Origin of the sequence: Pseudomonas sp. JUb52 (assembly GCF_004341115.1) — a bacterium.
In the GTDB taxonomy this organism is placed as follows: domain Bacteria; phylum Pseudomonadota; class Gammaproteobacteria; order Pseudomonadales; family Pseudomonadaceae; genus Chryseomonas; species Chryseomonas oryzihabitans.
The window spans coordinates 71983-97257 of sequence record NZ_SLYS01000009.1 but is presented as its reverse complement, the minus strand read 5'-3'; the positions used below and the strand labels follow the sequence as shown (position 1 = coordinate 97257).

At 65.3% G+C, this 25275-nt stretch carries 27 protein-coding genes; 8 read left to right on the top strand and 19 right to left on the bottom strand.

Features of this window, described 5'->3' with window-relative positions:
- Positions 1-10: 10 nt before the first annotated feature.
- The 11 genes from thrC to EC839_RS24185 all read right to left on the bottom strand — a co-directional run bounded on the left by thrC (position 11) and on the right by EC839_RS24185 (position 8965).
- A complete protein-coding gene (gene thrC, locus EC839_RS16025) occupies positions 11-1420 on the bottom strand; it encodes a threonine synthase (RefSeq protein WP_027600221.1) in 1410 nt (469 codons plus the stop codon).
- A 46-nt stretch (positions 1421-1466) separates the two neighbouring features.
- Positions 1467-2771 carry a homoserine dehydrogenase gene (locus EC839_RS16020; protein WP_027600220.1) on the bottom strand — a complete coding sequence of 435 codons (1305 nt, stop codon included), beginning with the start codon at positions 2769-2771 and terminating at the stop codon, positions 1467-1469.
- A 63-nt stretch (positions 2772-2834) separates the two neighbouring features.
- The gene (locus EC839_RS16015) at positions 2835-3560 is read right to left on the bottom strand and encodes a thioredoxin fold domain-containing protein (RefSeq protein WP_007160960.1); all 726 of its coding nucleotides are present in this window, start codon (positions 3558-3560) and stop codon (positions 2835-2837) included.
- 63 nt (positions 3561-3623) lie between these two features.
- Complete coding sequence (gene xerD, locus EC839_RS16010) at positions 3624-4514, bottom strand: site-specific tyrosine recombinase XerD (RefSeq protein ID WP_132832801.1); 891 nt, start codon at positions 4512-4514, stop codon at positions 3624-3626.
- The gene (locus EC839_RS16005; RefSeq protein WP_007160958.1) at positions 4511-4924 is read right to left on the bottom strand and encodes an acyl-CoA thioesterase; all 414 of its coding nucleotides are present in this window, start codon (positions 4922-4924) and stop codon (positions 4511-4513) included. The genes xerD and EC839_RS16005 overlap by 4 nt, the downstream gene beginning before the upstream one ends.
- A 65-nt stretch (positions 4925-4989) precedes the next feature.
- Positions 4990-5340, bottom strand: coding sequence for a 50S ribosomal protein L19 (rplS, locus tag EC839_RS16000; protein WP_007160957.1), 351 nt, complete (start codon positions 5338-5340; stop codon positions 4990-4992).
- Between the two features lie 42 nt (positions 5341-5382).
- On the bottom strand, positions 5383-6120 hold the full coding sequence (gene trmD / locus EC839_RS15995; protein WP_007160956.1) for a tRNA (guanosine(37)-N1)-methyltransferase TrmD: 738 nt from the start codon (positions 6118-6120) through the stop codon (positions 5383-5385).
- A gap of 3 nt (positions 6121-6123) precedes the next feature.
- Entirely contained in the window at positions 6124-6660 is a 537-nt protein-coding gene (gene rimM, locus EC839_RS15990) for a ribosome maturation factor RimM (RefSeq protein WP_132832800.1), read from the bottom strand.
- A gap of 5 nt (positions 6661-6665) precedes the next feature.
- Positions 6666-6914: a 30S ribosomal protein S16 gene (rpsP, locus tag EC839_RS15985; RefSeq protein ID WP_017640797.1), complete on the bottom strand. Its 249-nt coding sequence runs from the start codon at positions 6912-6914 to the stop codon at positions 6666-6668.
- 250 nt (positions 6915-7164) lie between these two features.
- Positions 7165-8544 (bottom strand): signal recognition particle protein, encoded by a 1380-nt coding sequence (gene ffh, locus EC839_RS15980; protein ID WP_007160953.1) that lies wholly within the window; start codon positions 8542-8544, stop codon positions 7165-7167.
- A gap of 175 nt (positions 8545-8719) precedes the next feature.
- Positions 8720-8965: a hypothetical protein gene (locus EC839_RS24185; protein ID WP_165904675.1), complete on the bottom strand. Its 246-nt coding sequence runs from the start codon at positions 8963-8965 to the stop codon at positions 8720-8722.
- Between EC839_RS24185 and EC839_RS15970 the strand changes: the two genes are divergently transcribed.
- On the top strand, positions 8964-9764 hold the full coding sequence (locus EC839_RS15970; protein ID WP_007160952.1) for an inner membrane protein YpjD: 801 nt from the start codon (positions 8964-8966) through the stop codon (positions 9762-9764). The genes EC839_RS24185 and EC839_RS15970 overlap by 2 nt on opposite strands.
- A gap of 188 nt (positions 9765-9952) precedes the next feature.
- A complete protein-coding gene (locus tag EC839_RS15965; RefSeq protein WP_027600217.1) occupies positions 9953-11257 on the top strand; it encodes an MFS transporter in 1305 nt (434 codons plus the stop codon).
- A 61-nt stretch (positions 11258-11318) separates the two neighbouring features.
- On the opposite strand, the gene purT is transcribed toward EC839_RS15965, so the two are convergent.
- The 3 genes from purT to EC839_RS15950 form a co-directional block, all read right to left on the bottom strand.
- On the bottom strand, positions 11319-12500 hold the full coding sequence (purT, locus tag EC839_RS15960; protein WP_027600826.1) for a formate-dependent phosphoribosylglycinamide formyltransferase: 1182 nt from the start codon (positions 12498-12500) through the stop codon (positions 11319-11321).
- Between the two features lie 21 nt (positions 12501-12521).
- Positions 12522-12719, bottom strand: a complete 198-nt coding sequence (locus EC839_RS15955) for a DUF1289 domain-containing protein (protein WP_007160948.1) — start codon at positions 12717-12719, stop codon at positions 12522-12524.
- A 77-nt stretch (positions 12720-12796) separates the two neighbouring features.
- On the bottom strand, positions 12797-13384 hold the full coding sequence (locus EC839_RS15950; protein ID WP_132832799.1) for a CoA pyrophosphatase: 588 nt from the start codon (positions 13382-13384) through the stop codon (positions 12797-12799).
- Positions 13385-13511: 127 nt separating this feature from the next.
- Here EC839_RS15950 and EC839_RS15945 point away from each other — a divergent pair, with 127 nt between their 5' ends.
- Both EC839_RS15945 and EC839_RS15940 read left to right on the top strand, forming a co-directional pair.
- On the top strand, positions 13512-14066 hold the full coding sequence (locus EC839_RS15945; RefSeq protein WP_132832798.1) for an NUDIX hydrolase: 555 nt from the start codon (positions 13512-13514) through the stop codon (positions 14064-14066).
- Positions 14067-14089: 23 nt separating this feature from the next.
- On the top strand, positions 14090-14626 hold the full coding sequence (locus EC839_RS15940) for a murein L,D-transpeptidase family protein (protein WP_132832797.1): 537 nt from the start codon (positions 14090-14092) through the stop codon (positions 14624-14626).
- Between the two features lie 50 nt (positions 14627-14676).
- Here the strand turns inward: EC839_RS15940 and EC839_RS15935 are convergent, their stop codons facing one another.
- The 4 genes from EC839_RS15935 to EC839_RS15920 are packed head-to-tail and all read right to left on the bottom strand — an operon-like array spanning position 14677 to position 18127.
- Positions 14677-15831 carry an ABC transporter ATP-binding protein gene (locus tag EC839_RS15935; RefSeq protein ID WP_132832796.1) on the bottom strand — a complete coding sequence of 385 codons (1155 nt, stop codon included), beginning with the start codon at positions 15829-15831 and terminating at the stop codon, positions 14677-14679.
- Between the two features lie 10 nt (positions 15832-15841).
- Positions 15842-16501, bottom strand: a complete 660-nt coding sequence (locus EC839_RS15930) for an ABC transporter permease (protein WP_007160943.1) — start codon at positions 16499-16501, stop codon at positions 15842-15844.
- Between the two features lie 3 nt (positions 16502-16504).
- Positions 16505-17407: a glycine betaine ABC transporter substrate-binding protein gene (locus EC839_RS15925; RefSeq protein ID WP_132832795.1), complete on the bottom strand. Its 903-nt coding sequence runs from the start codon at positions 17405-17407 to the stop codon at positions 16505-16507.
- A 9-nt stretch (positions 17408-17416) separates the two neighbouring features.
- The gene (locus tag EC839_RS15920) at positions 17417-18127 is read right to left on the bottom strand and encodes an ABC transporter permease (RefSeq protein ID WP_132832794.1); all 711 of its coding nucleotides are present in this window, start codon (positions 18125-18127) and stop codon (positions 17417-17419) included.
- A 719-nt stretch (positions 18128-18846) separates the two neighbouring features.
- On the opposite strand from EC839_RS15920, the gene EC839_RS15915 reads away from it, so the two are divergent.
- The 4 genes from EC839_RS15915 to EC839_RS15900 all read left to right on the top strand — a co-directional run bounded on the left by EC839_RS15915 (position 18847) and on the right by EC839_RS15900 (position 23555).
- Entirely contained in the window at positions 18847-19038 is a 192-nt protein-coding gene (locus tag EC839_RS15915; protein ID WP_132832793.1) for a hypothetical protein, read from the top strand.
- A gap of 315 nt (positions 19039-19353) precedes the next feature.
- Complete coding sequence (locus tag EC839_RS15910; RefSeq protein ID WP_132832792.1) at positions 19354-20403, top strand: glycoside hydrolase family 5 protein; 1050 nt, start codon at positions 19354-19356, stop codon at positions 20401-20403.
- Positions 20404-20701: 298 nt separating this feature from the next.
- Positions 20702-21877: an acyltransferase gene (locus EC839_RS15905; protein WP_132832791.1), complete on the top strand. Its 1176-nt coding sequence runs from the start codon at positions 20702-20704 to the stop codon at positions 21875-21877.
- 94 nt (positions 21878-21971) lie between these two features.
- Positions 21972-23555 carry a peptide chain release factor 3 gene (locus EC839_RS15900; RefSeq protein ID WP_132832790.1) on the top strand — a complete coding sequence of 528 codons (1584 nt, stop codon included), beginning with the start codon at positions 21972-21974 and terminating at the stop codon, positions 23553-23555.
- A gap of 102 nt (positions 23556-23657) precedes the next feature.
- Here the strand turns inward: EC839_RS15900 and rmuC are convergent, their stop codons facing one another.
- Positions 23658-25241, bottom strand: a complete 1584-nt coding sequence (gene rmuC, locus EC839_RS15895) for a DNA recombination protein RmuC (protein WP_007160936.1) — start codon at positions 25239-25241, stop codon at positions 23658-23660.
- Positions 25242-25275: the final 34 nt, after the last annotated feature.

Genomic DNA, 25275 nt, shown 5'->3' with positions numbered 1-25275 from the left:
GGCTGAAACCCTACAGCGGCTGACCACGCTTGCCGTGGCGGCTGACGAAGGCCTGGACGGCGGCCAGGTCGTTGGGCAGCACGGTGCAGCGCTCTTCACGCTGCAGCAGGTCGGCCAGGTGGGTCGGCAGGCTGAGGGTCGCGCCGATGCCGGCCTTTTCCACCGCTTCGGGGAATTTGACCGGGTGGGCGGTGCCCAGCACCACCATGGGCGTGGCCAGGCTGCGCCGGCACTCACGAGCGGCGCGCACGCCGATGGCGGTGTGCGGATCCAGCACCTCGCCGGTGGCGGCATACACCTCGGCGATGGTGGCGCAGGTCTCTTCATCGCTCACGGCCAGGGAGTCGAACAGCTTGCGCGCTTCGGTCCAGCGATCGTCGGCCACGGTCAGGGTGCCGCTGCTGCGAAAATTCGCCATCAGCTCGGCCAGGGCCAGGCCGTCGCGACCGTGCAGGTCGAACAGCAGGCGCTCGAAGTTGGACGAGACCATGATGTCCATGGACGGCGACAGCGTGGCTTCCAGCTGCTGCTTGTCGTAGCGGTTGCCGGACATGAAGCGGTGCAGGATGTCGTTGCGGTTGGTGGCGACCACCAGCTGGCTCACCGGCAGACCCATGTTGCGCGCCAGGTAGCCGGCGAAGATGTCGCCGAAGTTGCCGGTGGGCACCGAGAAGGCGATGGAGCGCGCCGGGGCGCCCAGCTGCAGGGCCGCATGGAAGTAGTAGACGATCTGGGCCATGATCCGCGCCCAGTTGATCGAGTTGACCGCCACCAGCGGGGTGCCCTTGAGGAAACCCTGGTCGGCGAAGCTGGCCTTGACCATCTCCTGGCAGTCGTCGAAGTTGCCTTCGATGGCGATGTTGTGGATGTTGTCGCCCAGCAGCGTGGTCATCTGCCGACGCTGCACTTCCGACACCCGCTGGTGCGGATGCAGGATGAAGATGTCCACGTTCTCGCAGCGCTTGCAGCCTTCGATGGCCGCCGAGCCGGTGTCGCCGGAGGTGGCGCCCATGATCACCACGCGCTCGCCGCGCTTGGCCAGCACATGGTCGAGCAGCCGCCCCAGGAGTTGCAGGGCGAAGTCCTTGAAGGCCAGGGTCGGGCCGTGGAACAGCTCCAGCACCCACTCGTTGGCGTCCAGCTGGCGCAGCGGCGCGATCGAGCTATGGGCGAAACCGGCGTAGGTCTCTTCCAGGATGGCCTTGAATTCGGCATCGGCGATGGAGCCGGCGACGAAGGGCTTCATCACCCGGAAGGCCAGCTCGTGGTAGGGCAGACCGGCCCAGGAGGCGATCTCCTCCAGGGAAAAGCGCGGCAGGTTCTCCGGCACATAGAGACCACCGTCGCTGGCGAGACCCGCCAGCAGCACTTCTTCGAAATTCAGCGCGGGCGCCTGGCCGCGGGTACTGATGTAACGCATGACTCGACCTCGGGAAAGACGGCGGCGCCGGGCGCCGCCAGGCTGCTCAGTTCAGGTGCTCGACGCGGATGCGGACGACATCGCCGACGACGTCGTCCAGGGCTTCCAGCGCGGTGATGGCCTCGACCATGTGGCGCTCGGTCACGCGATGGGTCAGCAGGATCATGGGCACCAGGCCGTCATGTTCCTCGGCTTCCTTCTGCATGATGGATTCGATGTTGATGCCGCGCGCCGAAAGGATGCTCGCCACCTGGGCCAGCACGCCCGGGTGATCCTTGGCCTGGATGCGCAGATAGTAGGCGCTCTCGCAGGCCTCGATCGACAGCACCGGATGGTCGGACAGCGCATCGGGCTGGAAGGCCAGGTGCGGCACGCGATTCTCCGGATCCGAGGTCATGGCGCGCACCACGTCCACCAGGTCGGCCACCACCGCCGAGGCGGTCGGCTCCTGGCCGGCACCGGCGCCATAGAACAGCGTCGAGCCGACGGCATCACCGTTGACCATCACCGCGTTCATCACGCCGTTGACGTTGGCGATCAGGCGATCGGCCGGGATCAGCGTCGGGTGCACCCGCAACTCGATGCCCTGGTCGGTGCTGCGCGCCACGCCCAGGTGCTTGATGCGATAGCCCAGTGCCTCGGCGTAGCCGACGTCGGCGGTGGTCAGGCGGGTGATGCCCTCGGTGTAGGCCTTGTCGAATTGCAGCGGGATGCCGAAGGCGATGGAGGCCAGGATGGTCAGCTTGTGGGCGGCATCGATGCCTTCCACGTCAAAGGTCGGATCGGCCTCGGCATAGCCCAGCGCCTGGGCTTCGGCCAGGACATCGGGAAAGGTCCGACCCTTCTCGCGCATCTCGGAAAGGATGAAGTTGCCGGTGCCGTTGATGATGCCGGCCACCCAGTTGATGCGGTTGGCGGCCAGGCCTTCGCGCAGCGCCTTGATCACCGGGATGCCGCCGGCCACCGAGGCTTCGAAGGCGACGATCACGCCCTGCTCACGCGCCTTGGCGAAGATCTCGTTGCCGTGCACGGCGATCAGCGCCTTGTTGGCGGTGACCACGTGCTTGCCGTTGGCGATGGCGCGCAGCACCAGTTCGCGGGCCAGGGTGTAGCCACCGATCAGCTCCACCACCACGTCGATCTCGGGATTGTCGGCCACCGCCAGGACATCGGCGGTGATCGGCGTGCTACCGGTGTCGCACTGGGGATTGGGCCGGCGCTGGGCGATCTGCGCCACCTCGATACCCCGCCCGGCGCGCCGGGCGATTTCCTCGGCGTTGCGCTTGAGTACGTTGAAGGTCCCGCTGCCCACGGTACCCAGACCACAGATGCCTACTTTGACCGGCTTCACACCCTTATCCCCATGTCGTGTGGGACCGCTCCGCGGCCCCGTTCATAGCTCTGATTGAGGCGCCTAGCGGGCGCCGATTGCCGCTTCCGCCAGCTGGTCGGCCGGCTGGTAGCCCGGGATCATCTGGCCATCGGCGAGAATGATCGCCGGCGTGCCCTGGATACCCATGTTCTGCCCCAGCGCGAATTGCTGGGCGACCGGATTCTGGCAGCTCTCGGACTTGACCTCACGGCCGGTGAACATCTGGTTCAGCGCCGCCGGCTTGTCCTTGGCGCACCACACCGCCTCCAGCTGCTTGGAACCCGGCGAGCCCATGCCCTGGCGCGGGAAGGCTAGGTAGCGCACCTCGATGCCGCGCTTGTTCAGTTCGGGCACCTCGGCGTGCAGCTTCTGGCAATAGGGGCAGGTGGTGTCGGTGAAGACGGTGATGTGCGCCTTGGTCTCGCCCTGGGCGGGATAGACGATCATCTGGTTGCGATCAAGGCCATTGATCTGCCGCGCCACGGCGACATTCTCGGCCTTCTCGGTCAGGTTGGAGGCCTTGCCGTCCTTGACCTGATACAGATAGCCCTGCATGACGAACTGGCCATCGCCGCTGGCATAGAGCACGCGGCCGCCCTTGAGCTGGACCTGATAGAGGCCTTCCAGCGGACTCTTGGCGATGGACTCGATGGCGAGATTGGGTTGCAGCGCGGTCAGGCTCTGGCGAATGGCCTGCTCAGGTTCGGCCTGAGCCAGTTGCACGCCGAGCCCCAGGCAAGCGGCGAGCAACAGTTGGGAAATACGCATGTTTGACTCCTGTTGAGACGCCGGCAAGCCTACCACAGACCTGCCGGCTACGGCGGCCCCGCCCTAGCCGCGCGGATGGTGCTGGGCGTGCAGTTGCTGCAGCCGCACGCGGGCGACGTGGGTGTAGATCTGGGTGGTGGACAGGCTGGTATGGCCGAGCAGCATCTGCACCGTGCGCAGGTCGGCGCCGTGATTGAGCAGATGGGTGGCGAAGGCGTGCCTCAGGGTGTGTGGCGACAGCGAGGTGCGGATGCCAGCCACCTGGGCATGCAGCTTGATGCGGTGCCAGAAGGTCTGCCGGGTCATGGGCGTGCCGCGCTGGCTGGGAAAGAGGATGTCGCCGGGCTGGCCGCCTAACAGCAATGGACGCGCGGTCTTAAGATAGCTTTCCAGCCAGGCGATGGCCTCTTCGCCCAGGGGGATCAGCCGCTCCTTGCTGCCCTTGCCGAAGACCCGCAGCGAACCCTCGCGCAGGTTGATCTCGTCCAGGGTCAGGCTGATCAGCTCGGTCACCCGCAGGCCGGTGGCATAGAGCACCTCGAGCATGGTGCGATCGCGCAGGCCCAGGGTGTCCTCGGTATCCGGCGCGGCCAGCAGGGCTTCCACATCCGCCTCGGACAGGCTCTTGGGCAGCGGCGCCCCCAGCTGCGGCATGCTCACCAGCAGCGTCGGGTCCTCGGCCAGCCGCCCCTCGCGCACCGCATACTTGTAGAAGCTGCGCAGCCCGGAGAGGAAACGCGCCGTGGAGCGCGCCTGGTAACCCTCGCTCAGGCGCCAGCCGAGGTGATCGAGCACGGCGTCGCGACCGACGGACTCCAGGGTCAGCCCCCTGCCCTCCAGCCACCGGGCGAAGGCCAGCAGGTCGGTGCGGTAGGCGCTGCGGGTATGGGGCGACAGCCCCTTCTCCAGCCACAGGGCGTCGAGGAATTCCTCGATCAGCCGCTCGGCGCTCACGCGGCGAATCCGGGCAGCACCGGGGTCGGCTTGCCCTCGTCATCGACGGCGACAAAGCTGAAGGCACCGTTGATGGCGCGTTCGCGGCCTTCCGCCAGCATGCCTTCGACGAAGACCTCGACCTGCACCTTGATGCTGGTGTTGCCGACCTTCACCACCCGGCCGATCAGCTCGACGATGGAGCCCGCGGGAATGGGATGGTTGAAATCGATGCGGTCGGTGGAGACCGTGACCAGCGGCTTGCGACAGAAGCGCGTCGCGGTGATGAAGGACACCTCGTCCATCCAGGCTAGGGCGGTGCCGCCGAACAGGGTGTCGTGATGATTGGTGGTGGGCGGGAAGACCGCCTTGGCCACCCGGGTTTCCGACAGCGCGGTGCGCCGCTGGATTTCCGCTTCGCGGGTCGTCATTGCTTACCTCGAACCTCAGAAACGAAAAAAGCAGCCGAAGCTGCTTTTTTCTGGTCACGCCGCGATCAGGAAAGCTTTTCCTTGATGCGGGCAGCCTTGCCGGACAGTTCGCGCAGGTAGTACAGCTTGGCCTTGCGCACGTCACCGCGACGCTTGACGCTCAGGCTGTCGACCAGCGGGCTGTAGGTCTGGAAGGTACGCTCGACGCCAACGCCGTTGGAGATCTTGCGTACGGTGAAGGCGCTGTTCAGGCCGCGGTTACGCTTGCCGATCACCACGCCTTCGAAGGCCTGCAGACGCTGACGGTCGCCTTCCTTCACCTTAACCTGGACAATCACGGTGTCGCCGGGGGCGAACGCCGGGATTTCTTTGTTCATCTGCTCAGCTTCGATCTGGGCAATGATTTTGTTGGTCATGTCACTCTGCTCCTAAGACAGGCCGCGGCCCGCCATCGATACCTAACTATCGTTCCGCTGACGGAGGTATTCCGCCAACAGGTTCTGCTCTTCTCCAGAAAGCGAGCGGCCATCCAGAAGATCGGCGCGTCGCTCCGCAGTGCGTCCCAGGGACTGCTGCAGTCGCCAGCGCCGGATATGCTCGTGGTTACCACTGAGCAACACGTCGGGTACGCGACGGCCCTCGTACACCTCGGGTCGGGTGTAGTGCGGGCAATCGAGCAGGCCATCGGTAAACGAGTCCTGCTCGGCGGAATCCGCATGCCCCAAGGCTCCAGGCAGCAGTCGCGTGACCCCATCGATCAGCACCATGGCCGGCAATTCACCGCCGGACAGCACATAGTCGCCAATCGACCATTCTTCATCCACGTGCGTCTCGATGAAACGCTCGTCGATGCCTTCGTAACGCCCGGCGATGAGGATCAGATGCTCCTCCTGCGCCAGTTCCCGTACCGCCGCCTGGTCGAGCTTGCGACCCTGGGGGGACAGGTAGATCACCTTCGCCGCCGAATCACCCTTGGCATCGGCCAGGGCGCGCTCCAGCGGCTGGATCTTCATGACCATGCCGGGACCACCGCCAAAGGGCCGGTCGTCCACGGTCTGGTGACGATCCTCGGTATAGCTGCGCGGGTTGTAGCAGGTCAGCTCCAGGAGCCCCTGCTTCATCGCGCGACCGCTCACGCCATAGGCGCTGACGGCCTCGAACATCTCGGGAAAGAGGCTGATGACATCGATACGCATGGATCAGAAATCCGCGTCCCAGTCGACCTGCATCTCGCCCTTGGCCAGATCCACCGCCAGCACGTACTGGTCGGGCAGATAAGGCAACAGACGCTCACGATCGTCGAGGCTGCCAGCACTGGGCTTGACCACCATGACGTCGTTGGCCCCGGTCTCCAGCAGATGATCCACCACGCCCAGCCACTGGCCTTCGCGATTGATCACCTTGAGACCTTCCAGCTGATGCCAGTAGTAGTCACCGGCGCCCAGCTGGGGCAATTCACTGCGCGGCACGCAGATCTCGAAACCGGCCATCAGGCGGGCTTCTTCGCGATCGTCCAGGCCCTGCAGACGTACCGTCAGGACCTTGCCGTGCATCCGACCGCCGAGCACCTTGACCTGCCGGGTCTCGCCTTCGCGCCGCAGCGTCCAGGTCCGATAGTCCAGCAGATTGTCGAGCGGATCGGTAAAGGAGTAGATCTTGAGCTCACCACGTACGCCAAAGACCGAAACTATCTTGCCCAGGACCACCAGGTCGGGGGCGGAGGTCGGCGTACTCATGGTCTTCAGGCGGTAGCCTGAGCGCTCTTGAGCAGCTGAGCGACGCGCTCGGACGGCTGGGCGCCCTGCGACAGCCAGTAGCTGGCACGCTCTTGGTCTACCGACAGACGGATTTCGGCGCCGCTGGCCACCGGGTTGAAGAAACCGATGCGCTCGACGAAACGACCATCGCGCGCATTGCGGCTGTTGGTCACGGTCAGGTGGTAGAAGGGGCGCTTCTTGGAGCCGCCACGGGCTAGACGGATGGTTACCATTGAACTTCGTTCCTGTAGTCGGTGCTTGTAGCTGTGGGCACACTGGGCCACATGGCCCGAAAGGCCGCATATTCTAAGGGCTGTTACCCGGTTTGCCAATGGCTTTCAACGGCACCCTCGGCATAGCGGCAGCCTGGAGACTCCAGCGGTGGAGCCCCGTCGCTCGCGAAGGTGCATCAGTACTGGTGCCGACGCCCTTCGCAGAGCCCTTTCCAATGCCGGCCATCTGGCGACGGGCGGCACCCGGAAATCACATCTTGGGCATGCCGCCGCCGGGGAACATGCTGCCCATGCCGCGCATCATCTTGGCCATACCGCCCTTGGCGGTGACCTTCTTCATCATCTTCTGCATCTGCTTGTGCTGCTTGATGAGGCGGCCGACGTCCTGCACCTGGGTGCCGGAACCCAGGGCGATGCGCTTCTTGCGCGAGCCGCTGATCAGCTCCGGATCGCGGCGCTCGGCCGGGGTCATGGAGTCGATGATGGCTTCCATCTGCTTGAAGTGCTTTTCCGCGGCGCCCTGGGCGTTGCCCATCTGCTGGATGTTCATGCCACCCATCATGGTCGGCAGCTTGTCCATCAGCGAACCCAGGCCGCCCATGTTCTTCATCTGGCGCAGCTGGTCGCGGAAGTCTTCGAGATCGAAGCCCTTGCCCTTCTTGAGCTTCTTGGCCAGCTTGTCGGCCTTTTCGCGATCCAGGGTCTGTTCGGCCTGCTCGATCAGCGAGAGGACGTCGCCCATGCCGAGGATGCGCGAGGCGACGCGATCCGGGTGGAAGGGATCGAGGGCCTCGCTCTTCTCGCCCATGCCGATGAACTTGATCGGCTTGCCGGTGATGTGGCGGACCGACAGGGCGGCACCGCCCCGGGCATCGCCGTCGACCTTGGTCAGGATCACGCCGGTGAGCGGCAGGGCGTCGTTGAAGGCCTTGGCGGTGTTGGCGGCGTCCTGACCGGTCATGGCGTCGACCACGAACAGGGTCTCGGCCGGCTTGGTGGCGGCATGGACCTGCTGGATCTCCGCCATCATCTCGCTGTCGATGTGCAGGCGACCTGCGGTGTCGACGATGACCACGTCGATGAACTTGAGCTTGGCTTCGCGGATGGCGGCCTGGGCGATCTCCACCGGCTTCTGGCTGATGTCGGAGGGGAAGAAGGTGACCCCCACCTCCCCGGCCAGGGTCTCCAGCTGCTTGATGGCGGCCGGACGATAGACGTCGGCGGAGACGACCATGACGGTCTTCTTCTTGCGCTCCTTGAGGAAGCGCGCCAGCTTGCCCGCAGTGGTGGTCTTGCCCGCGCCCTGTAGGCCGGCCATGAGGATGACCGCCGGCGGCGCGACGTTGAGCGCCAGGTCTTCGTTGGCCGCGCCCATGATGGCTTCGAGCTCGGCGCGCACGATCTTCACGAACGCCTGGCCCGGGGTCAGGCTCTTGGACACCTCGGTGCCGACCGCCCGCTCCTTGACCCGATTGACGAACTCCTTGACCACCGGCAGGGCGACGTCCGCCTCGAGCAGCGCCATGCGCACCTCGCGCAAGGTGTCCTTGATGTTGTCTTCGGTGAGCTTGGCCTTGCCGGTAATGTGGCGCAGGCTTTGGGACAGGCGGTCTGTGAGATTCTCGAACATGCGGACATCCAGGGCAGAAACGGCGGCTGACCGGCAAGTATAACGAAAGAGCGCCTGAGCAGGGATAGCCGCTAGGGCCGCTACCGCGTGAATCCGTCAGCAGTGCCCGCGTCGACGAGAAGCCGGGGAGAGGAAGGCAGGCACCGGCGCCAGGCCGGTACCCGAGGGGATGGGGTCAGAAAATCAGCGAGAAGATGCCGATGACCACCACCAGGCCGATCAGAAAGATGATGCCCATGGTACCGCCGAGAAATTTAAGCATGGTCGTGACCTCTTCAAGATATGTACCTCTTGGGACCACCCGCTGGCGGCCAGGGTTCGCCCAGCCTGGCCAGCCGGCGCCAAGGCGCGGCTCAGACTTTCTGTACCGCCCTGTCTGTGCCACACTCGCCTGCTTTCCGCTCTGCTGAAACCGGACCATGCACGCCCTGCTGCCCACCCTCCTGGCCGCCGCCCTCTATCTGCTCGCGACCCTCTACCAGGGCAGTTGCCTGCTGCGCAAACAGCCGTCGAGCAAGCCCCTGGTCCTGGGCGCCGGCATCCTGGCCCTGCTGCCCCACGCCCTGGCCGTCTATCTGCAGCTGATCCTCGAACCGACCCTGAGCCTGGACTTCTTCGACGCCTCCAGCCTGATCTCGGCGACCGCCATCGCGCTGATGCTGATCGGCTGCCTGCGCATGCCGCTGCAACCGCTGCTGGTGCTGGTCTATCCCCTCGGCGCCATCACCGCGCTGCTGGCCGAATTCGTGCCGCCGGGCACCGTGACCCCGCTGGACGTGTCGCCCAAGATCGTCGTGCACGTGCTGCTGTCGATCATCGCCTACGGGCTCTTCACCCTGGCGGTGCTGCAATCGCTGCTGCTGCTGATCCAGGATCGCCAGCTCAAGAACAAGCACCCGTCCGGGCTGATCCGCAGCTTTCCCCCGCTGCAGACCATGGAAAGCCTGCTGTTCGGCTTTCTCTGGGCCGGCTGGGTGGTGCTTTCGCTGTCGCTGATCTCCGGTTGGTTCTTTGTCGAAGACATGTTCGCCCAGCACCTGGTGCACAAGACGGTGCTCTCCTGCATCGCCTGGGTGGTGTTCGGCATCCTGCTGTGGGGGCGCAATCGGCTGGGCTGGCGCGGCCACCGGGCGATCCGCTGGACGCTGCTGGGCTTCATCCTGCTGATGCTGGCCTACTTCGGCAGCAAGCTGGTGCGGGAATTCATCCTGCATCGTTGACAGTCGTCGTTCCACTACCTGCATAATCAGGCGACCGAACCACGTTCGGCGCGACCCGGCCAACAGCCGCTTCGCGCCCGGCACGTCATAACAGGTCGTCCCGCCCGTCCCCATCCTCGGACAGCCGCTGCCCCATCGGGCCGCTCCGGCAGACGCCTCCTACAAGAACGACTGCCCGGTACCCCTGCATGTCCACGACCGCTGCCGCCTTCGACGCGCCCACCTCCGTGCCGCGCAACTCTCCCACCCGCGTGGCCACCGCCAGCTTCATCGGCACCGCCATCGAGTTCTACGACTTCTACGTCTATGCCACGGCCGCGGCCCTGGTGATCGGCCCGGTGTTCTTTCCCCAGGGCGCGGGCATGGCCCAGACCCTCAGCGCCTTCATCACCTTTGGCATCGCCTTCCTGGCGCGGCCGCTGGGTTCGCTGCTGTTCGGCCACTTCGGCGATCGCATCGGGCGCAAGTCCACCCTGGTAGCCTCGCTGCTGCTGATGGGCATCTCCACCACCCTGATCGGCCTCCTGCCCGGCTACGCCAGCATCGGCGTCTGGGCACCGATCCTGCTGTGCCTGCTGAGATTCGGCCAGGGCCTGGGGCTGGGCGGCGAATGGGGTGGCGCGGCGCTGCTGGCCACCGAGAACGCCCCGCCCGGCAAGCGCGCCTGGTTCGGCATGTTTCCCCAGCTCGGCCCCTCCATCGGCTTCCTCATGGCCAACGGCCTGTTCCTGGCCCTGGCGCTGCTGCTGGACGACGAGCAATTCCGCGCCTGGGGCTGGCGCATCCCCTTCCTGCTCAGCGCCCTGCTGGTGGTGGTCGGCCTCTATGTGCGGCTGTCGCTGCACGAGACACCGGTATTCGCCGAGGCCATGGCGCGGCGCGAGAAGCTGCGCCTGCCCATGGTCGAGACCTTCGGCAAGCACGGCAAGGCGGTGCTGCTGGGCGCCTTGAGCATGGTGGTGTGCTACGCCCTCTTCTATATCTCCACGGTGTTCTCGCTGAGCTACGGGGTGAAGAACCTCGGCTACAGCCGCCAGGAATTCCTCGGCCTGCTCTGCGTGGCCGTGCTGTTCATGGCCCTGGCCACGCCGCTGTCGGCCTGGCTGGCGGATCGCTTCGGCCGCAAGCCGGTACTGGCGGCCAGTGCCATCGCCGCCCTGCTGTCGGGCTTCGCCATGGAGCCGCTGCTGACCCACGGCTCCAGTCAGGCGGTCGGCCTGTTCCTGGCCCTGGAGCTGTTTCTCATGGGCATGACCTTCGGCCCCATGGGCGCCCTGCTGCCGGAAATCTTCCCCACCCGGGTGCGCTACACCGGCGCCTCGGCGGCCTACAACCTGGGCGGCATCCTCGGCGCCTCCCTGGCGCCCTACGCCGCGCAGCAACTGGTGGAAGCCGGTGGCCTGAGCTGGGTGGGCGGCTATGTCTCGGCGGCGGCGGCCATCAGCCTGGTGGCGGTGCTCTGCATGCGCGAGACGCGCGACCAGTCGCTGTAGATTTCTCCAGCCAATGAAAAAGGGCCCTGCGAGGCCCTTTTTCGTGGGGACGCAGCCGGCCTTACAGCTCGACCTTCACCGCCTGGGACGCACGCACGGCCTTGGCGCGGGCGGCTTCGATGCTTTCGTCGCGAGCCAGGGCGACGCCCATGCGCCGCTGTCCCTTCACCTCGGGCTTGCCGAACAGGCGCAGCGCGGTGTCGGGTTCGGCCAGGGCCGCGCCGAGATTGGCGAAGGCGGTCTGGCGCGAGTCGCCGTCCACCAGGATCACCGCCGAGGCCGAGGGGCCGAACTGGCGGATGGTGGGAATCGGTAGACCGAGGATGGCGCGGGCATGCAGGGCGAATTCGGAGAGGTCCTGGGAGATCAGGGTCACCAGGCCGGTGTCATGGGGCCGCGGCGAGACCTCGCTGAACCAGACCTGGTCGCCCTTGACGAACAGTTCCACACCGAACAGGCCGCGACCGCCCAGGGCTTCGGTGACCGCGCGAGCGACCCGCTCGGATTCGGCCAGGGCCTTGTCGCTCATGGCCTGGGGCTGCCAGGACTCGTGGTAGTCGCCCTTGACCTGGCGATGCCCGACCGGCGCGCAGAAGGAGGTGCCGCCGACGTGGCGCACGGTCAGCAGGGTGATCTCGTAGTCGAAATCGACGAAGCCCTCGACGATCACCCGACCCTTGCCGGCACGACCGCCTTCCTGGGCGTATTGCCAGGCGGCCTGCAGTTCGTCGGCGCTGCGCAGCAGGCTTTGGCCCTTGCCCGAGGAACTCATGATCGGCTTGACCACGCAGGGATAGCCCAGCGCCTCGGCGGCGGCGGCATAGTCTTCGTAGGTGTCGGCGAAATGATAGGGCGAGGTGGGCAGGCCAAGTTCCTCGGCGGCGAGGCGCCGGATGCCTTCGCGATTCATGGTCAGCTGGGCGGCGCGGGCGGTGGGCACCACGGTGTAGCCCTCGCCTTCCAGCTCCACCAGGGTGGCGGTGGCGATGGCCTCGATTTCCGGCACGATGAAGTGCGGCTGCTCGCGCTCGATCACCGCGCGCAGGGCGGCACCGTCGAGCATGTCGATGACGTGGCTGCGGTGGGCGACCTGCATGGCCGGGGCATCGGCGTAGCGATCCACGGCGATTACCTCGACGCCCAGGCGCTGCAGTTCGATGACGACTTCCTTGCCCAGTTCGCCGGAGCCGCAGAGCAGCACGCGGGTGGCGCTGGGGGACAGGGGGGTACCGATACGGGGCATGACAGATCTCTCCGGCTGATGTCAGGTCAGGAAGGCCGCACCGCCTGCTCGCGCCCGCTCGCTGCAGCGCAGCAGCACCTCGCGGCGCTCGCTGTCGCTCATGGACATCCAGCGGGTGATCTCGGCGGCGCTGCGCTGGCAACCGATGCAGATGTCCTGTTCGTCCAGGGCACAGACATGGACGCAAGGCGAACGCACGGGTGAATCGGCGGTGGTCATGCGGCTTCCCTCGAATGGCCGCGCATTGTGCCCGTTAATGCCCGTCTTGGCATGTGCCTTTACCTTGCCGATACCGCTCAATCCCGCCTGGGCGGTGCCTTGAGCGCGATACCGGCGTCGTACAGCAGGTTCACCAGTTCGACGATGATCACCGCCGTCAGTCCCCAGATGCGGTGCTCGCCATACTGATAGCTGGGCACCTGCCAGCGCCGGCCGTCGTGGTCGACCCTGAGGGTGAAATCCGGCGGCACCTCGCAGAAGAACTGCAGGGGCACGCTGAAGATCGCGGCGATCTCGGCTTCGCTGGGGACATATTCGAGCTGATCGGGGATCAGCGCGACGATGGGGGTCACCGCCAGGCCGTAGCGCGACACCAGCGGACTCAGGGGGGCGATCACCTCCACCAGGCCCGGTGGCAGTCCGACCTCTTCCTCGGCCTCGCGCAGGGCGGTGGCGACCAGATCGGCGTCCTCGGGATCGCGCCGGCCGCCCGGCAGGGCCACCTCGCCGCCGTGGGTGGACAGGTTGCTGGCCCTCAGGGTGAGCAGCAACTCGGGATGCTCGCCACGGATGATGGGCACCAGCACCGCCGCTTCCTGGTAGCTCTCGGTGCCGCTCAGGGTGCGCGGCTGATAGTGACGCAGGCGCTGGAGCAACTCATCCACGCCGGAATTCTCCCTTGCTCATCGTATCCCCTGGATCATGGCACGCCCGTCGGGCAATCCCAAGCCCAGCCATCGCTTGCGAGGCCTGGGATCGCCCCGGCACACTGCAGCAAAACGAGGATGAACCATGAAGCATTGCAATCACTGTGGCGGACTGCTGGAAGAGCGCATTCCCGCGGGTGACAACCGGATGCGCCTGGTCTGCAGCCAGTGCGGTGCAGTGCATTATCAAAATCCGCGGGTAGTGGCCGGCTGCCTGGCGACCTGGGAAGGCAAGGTGCTGCTCTGCCAGCGCGCCATCGAACCGCGCAAGGGTTACTGGACGCTGCCGGCGGGCTTCATGGAAAACGGCGAGACCACCACCGAGGCCGCCGCCCGCGAGACCTTCGAGGAAGCCGGCGCAACCGTGCAGGGCCTGGAGCTCTATACCCTCTTCGACCTGCCGCACATCGACCAGATCTACATGCTGTTCCGCGGCGAACTGGTCGACGGCCGCTTTGGCGTCGGCGAGGAAAGCCTCGACGTGCGCCTTCTGGACGAAGCCGACATCCCCTGGTCGTCTCTGGCTTTTCCGACCATCAAGCGGACACTAGAATGCTTTTTCGCCGACCGCCGTCGCGGCGAGTTTTCCCTGCGCCATGAAGGCATGGCGCCCATGGTGGTCGCACCCAAGCCTGCCTGAGCTCTTCCGAGGATCTACCCGACATGCGTCCGTTGCACCTGTTGTTGGCGCTCTGCTATGTGCTGTGCGGTTCGTTGCTTCCCCAGCTGGCCCACGCCAGTACTAGCGTCACGGTGATCCGCCAGCCGGCCGCGCCGCTGATCGACAAGGTGCTGGTCATCAAGTCGCGCAATCAGCTGCAACTGCTCAGCGGCGATACCGTGATGAAGTCCTATCGCATCTCGCTGGGCAAGAATCCCCGCGGCCCCAAGTTGCGCGAGGGCGACAAGCGCACCCCGGAAGGCTTCTACTGGATCGACTGGCGCAAGACCAGCGACAAGTTCAACCTGGCCATGCACATCTCCTATCCCAATCGCGAGGACCTGGCCCGCGCCAGCCAGGCCGGCGTGCGTCCCGGCAGCATGATCATGCTGCACGGCACGCCCATCGACGAGGAGTACCCGGAGTGGTACTTCAACTCGCTGAACTGGACCGAGGGCTGCATCGCCATGACCAACCACGACATGCGCGAGGTCTGGGGCCTGGTCAAGGACGGCACCCTGATCGAGATCCGCCCCTGAGCCACAGGCCGTCAGGCGGCAGCCCTGCGACCGCCGCCTGAGTCCCTGCCCTACCCCGCCACCTGCTCCGCCGGCGAGACGATGGTGGTCTTGCCCCGCGACCGACCGCTGCTGAGGTAGTCGGCGATGGATTCCTGGGTGACCTCGCCGAGGAAATCGTTGTCGGCGCTGAGCACCGGCAGCCAGGAGCTGTTGAACTGGTACATGCGCGACAGCAGGATGCGCAGGTGCTCGTCGAAGGCCGCGGTGGCCTTGAACGGGGTGATGAAGGGCGCCACCGGGCCGCTCTGCCCGCGCAGGTCACGCCGGCGCACATAGCCCAGGCCCTTGTTGGCGGCATCCGTCACCACCAGGTAGCGGCGGTCGTGCTCCTCCATCAATTCCACGGCATCGCCGATCAGGGTCTCGGCCTGGATCGAGGGCGCGTTGTCGGCCGCATCCTCGGCACGGATCAGCAGGAGACGCTTCAAGGTGCTGTCCTGGCCGACGAAGTTGCTGACGAAGTCGTCCTTGGGATGGGCCAGCAGGGTGTCCGGGTGGTCGAACTGCACCAGGCGGCCGCCGCGGAACACCGCGATCTTGTCGCCCAGGCGGATGGCCTCGTCGATGTCGTGGCTGACCATGATCACCGTCTTGTTCAGCGCCCGCTGCATCTGGAAGAACTCGTTCTGGATGGCATCGCGGTTGATCGGGTCCACCGCGCCGAAGGGTTCGTCCATCAGCAGCAGCGGTGCCTCGGCCGCCAGGGCGCGAATCACGCCGATGCGCTGCTGCTGGCCACCGGACAGTTCGCGCGGATAGCGCGACAGGTACTGCTTGGGTTCGAGCTGCACCATGCTCATCAGCTCGGTGGCGCGCTCGCGGCATCGCTTCTTGTCCCAGCCCAGCAGCTTGGGCACCACGGTGATGTTTTCCTCGATGGTCATATTGGGGAACAGACCGATCTGCTGGATCACGTAGCCGATATGGCGTCTGAGCGTCACCTCGTCGATGCCGGTGGTGTCCTCGCCATTGATCAGCACCCGTCCCGAGGTGGGCTCGATCAGGCGATTGATCATCTTCAGGGTGGTGGTCTTGCCGCAGCCGGAGGGACCGAGGAAGACGCAGATCTGGCCCTCCTCCACGGTGAGGCTCACGGCGTCCACCGCGGTCACGTCCTTGCCATGCTGCTTGAAGGTCTTGGTCAGGCGGTCGAGTTCGATCATCTGGGACTCCTTAAGGGGCGCTGCGCAGGCCGCGCGGGGTGAGGCGGCGTTGCAGCCACTGCAGGACGAGGTCGGCGACGATGGCCAGCAGACTGACCAGCACCGCGCCGACGATGAGGGTGGCCATATCGCTGCGGCTGATGGAGGTGAGGATGAGCACGCCCAGGCCGCCGGCGCCGATGGTGGCGGCGATGGTCATGACGCCGATGTTCATGACCACGGCGGTGCGCACCCCGGCCAGGATCACCGGCAGGGCGATGGGCAGTTCGACCATGCGCAGGCGCTGCCAGAAGGTCATGCCGATACCGGCACCCGCCTCGCGAATGCCCGGCTCGACGCTGGTCAGCGCCAGGTAGGTGTTTCTCAGGATCGGCAGCAGCGAATAGAGGAACACCGCGGTGATGGCCGGCAGCGGACCGAGGCCCTGGCCGAACTTGGAATAGAACGGCAGCAGCAGACCGAACAGAGCGATGGAGGGCAGGGTCATGACCACCGTGGCCACCGCCTGCAGCGGTCCGGCCAGCCAGGGATAGCGGGTCATGAGGATGCCCAGGGGCACGCCCACCAGGATCGCCAGGGTCACGGCGATCCCCACCAGGGTGATGTGCTGGCGGGTCAGTTCGAGGACCTGCAGCCAGTCGATGTGATTGAAGGAGGTGACGAAATCCATGGGTCATTGCCCTCCGTCTAGGGGGTGCTGGGCGAGGAAGTCGCGGGCCACCTGGGCCGGCGTCTGCCGCTCGATGTCCACCTTGGCGTTGAGCTGGCGCATGGTGGCCTGGTCCAGGCTTTCCGCCAGGGGCTTGAGCAAGGCGGCGAGATCCGGGTGCTTGGCCAGGTACCCGGCGTTCACCACGGGGGCGGCGGTGTAGTCGGGAAAATAGCCCTTGTCGTCTTCCAGCACCTTGAGCCTGAAGGCGTCCAGGCGGCCGTCGGTGGTGTAGACCAGGCCGGTGAAGACCTGGCCGTTGCGCAGGGCGGTATAGACCAGACCCGGGTCCATCTGACGGATGTCGTCCCGGGTGTAGCTCAGGCCATAGGCCTTGACCAGGCCGGCGAGGCCATCGGAGCGGTTGGCGAATTCGATGTCCAGGGCGGTGAGGTGCTGCTTGCCGGCCTCGGCCTTGAGCAGCCCGGCCAGGTCGCTGATGCTGTTCAGCTCGGGATGCTGTCGAGCGATCTTCTCCGGCAACGCCAGGGCATAGGTGTTGTTGAAGCGGGTAGGTGCCAGCCAGGCCAGACCGACCTTGGCGTCCAGCTGCTTGACCCGCTGGTAGGAGGCCTCCTTGTCCAGTCGTTCGGTGACATGGTTGTAGGCCACCAGCGAGGTGCCGGTGTATTCCCAGGTGAGGTCGAGCTGGGCGTTCTTCACGCCGTTCCAGGCGATGGTGCTGCCCAGGCCGCCGACGATCTCCGGCTGATAGCCGCGGCGGGATAGATACTGTCCGGTGAGTTCGGCGAGGATGGCCTGCTCGGTAAAGACCTTGGCGCCGATGCGGATCGGATCGGCCTGGGCGGCGCTGGCCAGCGTCAGTCCGAACCAGGCGGCGCCCAGGGCGATAAGCAACTTCTTCATCTCGTCTCCTTAGCGGGCCAGGCCGCGTTCCAGCCAGAGGCGACTGGCGAGCAGCACCAAGCCGTCGAGCAGCAGGGCCAGCAGGGCGGTGGCTGCGGCGCCCAGCAGCAGCTGCGACTGGTTTTCCAGGGCGATGGCGGGAAAGATCAGGCTGCCCAGGCTGTTGGCGCCGATCAGGAACACCAGCGGCGTGGTGCCGACGTTGATCGCCAGGGCGACCCGCACCCCGCCGATGATGATGGGCACGGCGTTGGGCAGCTCCACCTTGGTCAGCACCTGGATGGGGGTCATGCCGATGCCGGTGGCAGCCTCCTTGAGCGAGGCCGGCACGTTCTTCAGCCCCTCGTAGGTGTTGCGCACGATGGGCAGTAGCGAGGCCAGGAACAGCGCCAGGATCGCCGGTCCGTCGCCGATGCCGACGATGCCCAGGGCGATGGCCAGCACCGCCAGCGGCGGCACGGTATTGCCGATGTTGAACACCTGCATGAAGCGCTCGGCGCTGCGGGCGAAGGCTGGCCGACTCAGCAGCACGCCGGCGGGGATGCCCACCAGCAGAGCCAGGACCATGGAGACGGCCACCAGGTAGAGGTGGGCCTGGAGATAGAACAGCAGATCCGCACGATAGGTACTGAGGGTATCCCTACCGATCCAGTGCACCAGCAGTGCCAGGATCACCACTCCCACGGCCGTGCCGAGCAGGAGGGTCTTGAACTTCGCCATGTCAGGCTCCTTCAACGGGCGGACAGGCCGCATGCCTTCCGAGTGCGGACCTCGCACGGGGCGAGGCGCAGGACGGCTGTCCGGGTTCAGGGTCGAGACACAGCAGGGCATGGCGGGTATGCCGGCTGGACCAACGGGGCACTGCGGATCTCGGATCTGCCTAGCCCTTGGGTGTCGCTCCGGGGGAACGACATGGCGCCTTGTCTCGACCGAAGAGATTGACGTCCATCGCAGTCGATAGTTCGCCAGCTCCTTTTCAGGCTAACCCAATAGACTCGCTCAATGCCAACCCGATCATGCGAAGCGGAACGTCTTGACAGGGTGAAAGGCCCGGCCGAGAGGCTCGGACAGCCAGCAAAAAGCGAGAGTCGCGCGCTAGAGCCTTCGGCGAATGTGTGACGATAAATTTAATACGCTTACTGTTATCCGCTTTGCAGTACCCGAGCGATACCCGTCACAGATGACGAGGCAAGCCGCCGCCGTTTCGTGGAGCGGCACACAGCTCAGCTGACGTACGGTCATATCTGAAACATCTTTCTGTGAGCCAGTGCGGTGACGGGGTTTTGGCACCCCTTTATCATGCCGACGAATGGCTGACGCTTTGAGGGATCATTCAGCCATACCAAGGTCAATAGGTGGCCCAGTGATAGCACCAAGCGCCGTTTCTGGAACCGCTATAAAAACAGACTATTCACCGAGCTAACTTCAAAGGGAACGTTATGAATGACATGACGGCTTGTGCATCGTTGGACTCCGCTGTTCTCTCCTCTGCCCCCGTAATGCTGCTGCAACCCAAGGTGGAAAATTGGGTGGTGGTGTATGCGCACGGCGGCCTGATCGCCGAATTCAGCGACGAGGCCTCGGCCCGCCGCGAAGCCGAGCAGTGGGCTGGGATCTGCCTGCGTCGCTAAAGACCGCTTTCGAATGACCTGCCTGCGCCATGGAAAGATGGAAAGCAGTCACAGGCAGTTCATTACCCGCTCCACCCTTCCTTTCCTACCTGGGGGTCGCGGTGCCCGGATCCAGACGCCGCGGCGTCCTGCGCCTAGCTGCCCGCCAGCCTAACCAGCTCGCATTTCCGCGGTTTTCGCCCGACATTAACGTTGTCTGGCGCACCTTCTGAGCCTTGCACTGCAACTTCCCGGCGTCTCTTCAGGCCTCATGGCGGATCGGGCCACGACCGCCCGATATTCCCACGTCTTCCGTCACTGTCCGGGACCTTGCCGATGACGCTACGCCTGAAATCCAAGCTCACCCTGTTGTTCACCCTGCTCTGCGGTCTGGCCGCCATGCCGGTTGCCCAGGCTGCCTCACGGGACTTCCCCACCGATCTCGTCGGTCTGAATTTTTCCGGCGCCGGCTTCGCGCCCCACGTACTGCCGGGCAAGCCGGGAACCAACTATTTCTTTCCTGATGCCGGCCATTACCGACGTTGGGCGGCCAAAGGCATTCGGGTGATCCGCTTCCCGGTCATCTGGGAGCGCCTCCAGCCCACGCTGGGACAACCCCTGGATCCCGCCTACGCCAAGCTGATCGACCAGACCCTGGACAACGCCAAGCGCTATCGCATGAGCGTGATCCTGGATCTGCACAACTACATGAGATACCGCGGCCAGATCATCGGCAGCGCGGCGGTGCCCTATCCGGCCTACGCCGATGTCCTGCGCCGGATCGCCCAGCGCTGGCACGAGCACCCCGCCCTCGCCGCCTACGACATCATGAACGAACCCCACGATGCCGTTGAGCAATGGCCGGTGGCAGCCCAGCACGGTATCGACGCGGTGCGCGAGGTGGATCGGGCGCGTCCGCTCCTGATCGAAGGCAATGGCTGGTCCAGCAGTTATCTCTGGCCGCGCTACAACGCCAAGCTGCTCGGCCTCAAGGATCCGGCCGACAACCTGATCTATTCGGCGCACGTCTATTTCGACAATGACGGTGGCGGCAAGTACCTCAAGAAGGACATGACCGACTTCGATCCGGATGTCGGCATCCGCCGGGTCGAGCCCTTCATCACCTGGCTCAAGCAGCACGGCAAGCGCGGTCACATCGGCGAATTCGGCGTGCCGGACAACGACCCCCGCTGGCTGGCCGCCATGGACCGCCTGCTGGCGCGGCTGCGCCAGGAATGCATCCCGGCCATGTACTGGGCAGCCGGCCCCAACTGGGGCGACTATCCGCTGGCGATCGAACCGGTCAAGGGCAAGCCCCGCCCGCAGTGGAAGGTGCTGCAGATATACGTGAAGCCGGCCGACTGCCAGACCCTGGGTCCTCGCTGAGCGAAGCGCCACCGGGCAGTACGGGCGGCGCCTTCTTGCCGTTGGGTGACAACTTGCCCGGAAATCGGTGACTGCAATCACAAAACGCCGGGCCAGGGACGGCCTAGCAAGAACTTGCTGGTTTTTGGCGATCAAAATGTAACAGCAAGTAATAGTTCGACTATTAAGACGCTTGCGACGCACAAGAGCCAGGATGCCATGTCAGCTTTCACGTTTCCGCACTACCCCTCCAGTCTTTCCCCCTAACGGCAGCGCTGCATCCGTTCGCCTCTTCTTGCCGCACCCTCAGGGATACCCCATGGAAAGATTTGTCGCTTTGGATAGCTTTCGCGGTCTGTTGGCCGTCGCCGTCGTCCTGTTTCACACCTATGTCGCTCAGGCCGCCTCGGAAAATCCGCTGATTGCCAATGCCTACCTGTTCGTCGAGTTCTTCTTCGTGCTCAGTGGCTTCGTGCTCATGCACACCTATGAGAGCCGGCTGCGCACCCTGGACGACTATCGCGACTTCGCCATCAGTCGCGCGACGCGGATCCTGCCGCTGCATCTAGCCATGCTCGGTCTCTATGTGCTGCTGGAGTGCGGTCGCCTGCTGGCGGAAAAACTGGGGGTCGGCTTCAACGATCCGGCGTTCAGCGGCGCCACCGCGCCCGAGCAATTCCTGCCCAATCTGTTGCTGCTGCAATCCTGGCTCGGCCAGGCCATCACCGGCTCCTTCAATTACCCGTCCTGGAGCATCAGCATCGAGTTCTACCTCTATCTGGTCTTTGGCCTGCTGGTGCTCAAGGGCCAGGGTCATCAGCGCCAGTGGTTCCTGGCGATCGCCCTGCTGACCTTTGTGCAGCTGCTGTTTCCCTTCCTGCCGCTGAAGACCGAGATCTTCCGCGGCCTGTCGTGCTTTTTCGCCGGCGCCTGCACCTATCGCCTCTATGTTTGGATCAAGCAGCACAACGGCGGACAATTCGGTGGCACCCTCCTGGAACTGGCCTGCCTGATCGCCGGCGCCGCGGTGATGACCTCTGACCTGCCGGTGCCCAAGAAGGGCGTGCTGGCGACCCTGGTGTTCTGCGTCACCATCCTCACCTTCGCCTTCGAGCGCGGCCTGATCTCCAGCGTGCTGCATCACGGCCTCTTCGTGCGCCTGGGGGTGCTTTCCTACTCCATCTATCTGTGCCACGCCGCGGTGATCTTCGTGATCAAGAGCGCCTTCATCGTGCTGGGCAAGCTGCTGCATCAGGACCTCACCGTGGTGGCGCCCTCCCATGATGCACCGCTGCCCTTCATGATCCGCTACATCGCCACCGGCAGCGTCGTGCTGGACAACCTGGTGGTGGTAGTGGAACTGGCGGTGGTCTTCGCCTTCGCCTGCCTGACCCACAGATACATCGAGATCCCGGGTATGGCGCTGGGTAAGCGCCTGGTGCGCCGCAAGCGCACCCCGCCCTGCTGCGACGGCAACATCCAGCCGCAGCGCTGAGCGACGCCTGGCACAGCCCTACCGACCTCGAGCCGGTGGGGCTGCCCTCTGCTATACTCCGCCCCCTCTTTTTTCTTCCCGCCCAGGTTCATCCATGACCACCCAGGCCGCCGAAGTCGCCAAGCGCCGTACCTTCGCCATCATTTCCCACCCCGACGCGGGCAAGACCACCATCACCGAAAAGCTGCTGCTGATGGGCCAGGCCATTGCCGTCGCGGGCACGGTGAAGTCGCGCAAATCCGACCGGCACGCGACCTCCGACTGGATGGAGATGGAAAAGCAGCGCGGCATCTCCATCACCACCTCGGTGATGCAGTTCCCCTACCGCGAGCACATGATCAATCTGCTCGACACCCCCGGTCACGAAGACTTCTCCGAAGACACCTACCGCACCCTGACCGCGGTGGACTCGGCGCTGATGGTGCTCGACGGCGGTAAGGGCGTCGAACCCCGCACCATCGCCCTGATGGACGTTTGCCGCCTGCGCGACACCCCCATCGTCAGCTTCATCAACAAGCTCGACCGCGACATCCGCGATCCCATCGAGCTGCTCGACGAGATCGAGGCAGTGCTCCAGATCAAGGCCGCCCCCATCACCTGGCCGATCGGCAGCTATCGCGACTTCAAGGGCGTCTATCACCTCTCGGACGACCGCATCTACGTCTACACCCCCGGCCATGGCCACGAGCGCATCGCCACCAAGACCATCGACAAACTGGACTCCGACGAGGCCCGCGCCCACCTGGGCGATCTCTACGACCGCTTCGTCGAGGAGCTGGAGCTGGTCCAGGGCGCCTGCCACGAATTCGATGGCGAGGCCTTCCTGCGCGGCGAGATGACCCCGGTATTCTTTGGTACCGCCCTGGGCAACTTCGGCGTCGACCAGGTGCTCGACGCCGTGGTCGACTGGGCCCCGCGTCCGCTGTCGCGCGCCGCTCACGAGCGGGTGGTGGAGCCGGTGGAAGAGAAGTTCTCCGGCTTCGTGTTCAAGATCCAGGCGAACATGGATCCCAAGCACCGCGACCGCATCGCCTTCATGCGCATCTGCTCGGGCAAGTACGAGAAGGGCATGAAGCTGCGCCATGTGCGCATCAAGAAGGATCTGAAGATCGCCGACGCCCTGACCTTCTTCTCCAGCGAGCGCGAGCACCTGGACGAGGCCTTCGCCGGCGACATCATCGGCCTGCACAACCATGGCACCATCCAGATCGGCGACACCTTCACCGAAGGCGAAGCCCTGGGTTTCACCGGTATCCCGCACTTCGCCCCGGAACTGTTCCGCCGCGTGCGCCTGAAGGATCCGCTGAAATCCAAGCAGCTGCGCCAGGGTCTGCAGGAGTTGGCCGAGGAAGGCGCCACCCAGGTGTTCTTTCCCGAGCGCAACAACGACATCGTGCTCGGCGCGGTGGGTGTGCTGCAGTTCGACGTGGTCGCCAGCCGCCTGAAGGAAGAATACAAGGTGGAGTGCGCCTACGAGGCCATCAACGTCTGGTCGGCGCGTTGGATCGAGTGCGATGACAAGAAGAAGCTCGAAGACTTCAAGAACAAGGCCTTCGAGAACCTGGCGGTCGACGGCGGCGGGCACCTCACCTACCTGGCGCCGACCCGGGTCAACCTGGCGCTGATGGAAGAGCGCTGGCCGGAGATCAAATTCCGCGCCACCCGCGAGCACCACTAAGCCTACCGTCCTGACCGGCGCGCCTGGCGCCGGTCAGGCGTACCGCCCTCCTCCCGGAATCGTCCAGGCGGATCGCCGGCGCTCCTGCCCGGTCTGCGCGAATCAGTCCCGATCGGAAGACTCGGCCGCGGCTTCCAGCTCGACCATGGTCAGCTCCAGTTCTGCCCGCTCGGTCCACTGGCCGTCGAGCTCGGTGCGTACCGCCACGCCCAGTTCCTTGAAGTCGGCCACCTGCTTGACCAGGTTGCCCGGCCCGCCCACCAGTTGGCCGCAGGCCTTGCGATAGGCTTCGCCGGCCTTGTCCAGACTCTTGCCGATGCCGTCCATGCTGCCGAGAAAGGTGCGCAGCTTGTCGTAGACCTTGCCCGCGCGCTCGGCCAGTTCGGCGGTGTGGCGATTTTGGTCCTCGAAGCGCCAGAGCTGGCGGACGATGTTGAGGCTGGTCAGCAGGGTGGTCGGCGTCGCCACCAAGACATTCTGCTCGATGGCACGCTGGAACAGGCTCTCGTCGGCCTTGAGCGCCTCGACGAAAGCCGATTCGATGGGGATGAACAAGAAGACCATCTCCGGCGAATTCAGCCCCGGCAGACTGAAGTACTCGCGGTCGGCCAGTTCGCGGATGCGCTCACCCACGGCGCGCACGTGCTCGCCCAGGGCCAGGCGGCGCTCGCCCTCGTCTTCGCTGTTGACGTAGCGGGTATAGGCGTTGAGCGACACCTTGGCGTCCACCACCAGGTGCTTCTTCTGCGGCAGATGGACCAGCACGTCCGGTCGCCGGCGACCGGTCTCGGTGGTGAAGCTGCGTTCGCGGACGAAGTCGCGCCCCTCGCGCAGGCCGGAGCGCTCCAGCACGTTTTCCAGGATGAGTTCGCCCCAGTTGCCCTGGGCCTTCTTCTGGCCGCGCAGGGCGGTGGCCAGGTCGTGGGCTTCCTGGGTGATCTGGCGGTTGAGCTCCTTGAGGTCGAGCAGTTGCTGGCCGAGGGCCGCCTGCTGCTGCACATCCTTGTGGTGGATGTCCTCGACCTTGGCGCGAAAGCCCTCGATCTGCTCGCGGAAGGGCCGTAGCAGCGCATCCAGGGATTGCTGGCTGTGCTGGGCGAAGGCCTGGCCCTTGGCGTCGAAGATGCGTCCGGCCAGTTGCTCGAATTCCAGCTTGAGTTGCTCGCGACTCTCGCGCAGCAGCTGTTGCTGCGCCTGGAAGTGCTCTTCCTTCTGTTCCAGGGTGGTCCGGAGCGTCGCGTGTTCTTCGGTCAGGCGCGCATGGCGTTCCTGCACCTCGGCGTGCAGCTGCTGCTCGCGGTGCTGGCGCTCGCGCACCTCGGCGAGCTGCTCCTGGATGCCCTGCAGCTGGGCGCGGGTGGCCTCGGCCAGGGCGTGCTGTTCGGCGGCCTGCAACTGGGCCTGGCGGGTCTGCTGGCGCAACTCCGCCTCCAGCTCGCGATTGGCCTCCAGCTGGCGCTGCAGAGCGGCGGTGCGTTCGCGCTCGGCGCCCAGCTCCACCACCTGGCGACCGTTGGCCAGCTCGGCGCGTTGCAGGTCGTCGCGCAGCATGTCGTAGCGCTCGGCGGCGCTGTCGAGTTGCTGTTGCAGATAGCGCTGGCGTCCGGTCAGCCAGACGGCCGAACCCGCCCAGCCGGCCAGCAGCAACAGGGGAAGCACAAGGGAAACGAAAGGCAGGGAAGTCATAGCGCTCTCATCGCGGACGGCTCCCCTCACCTTA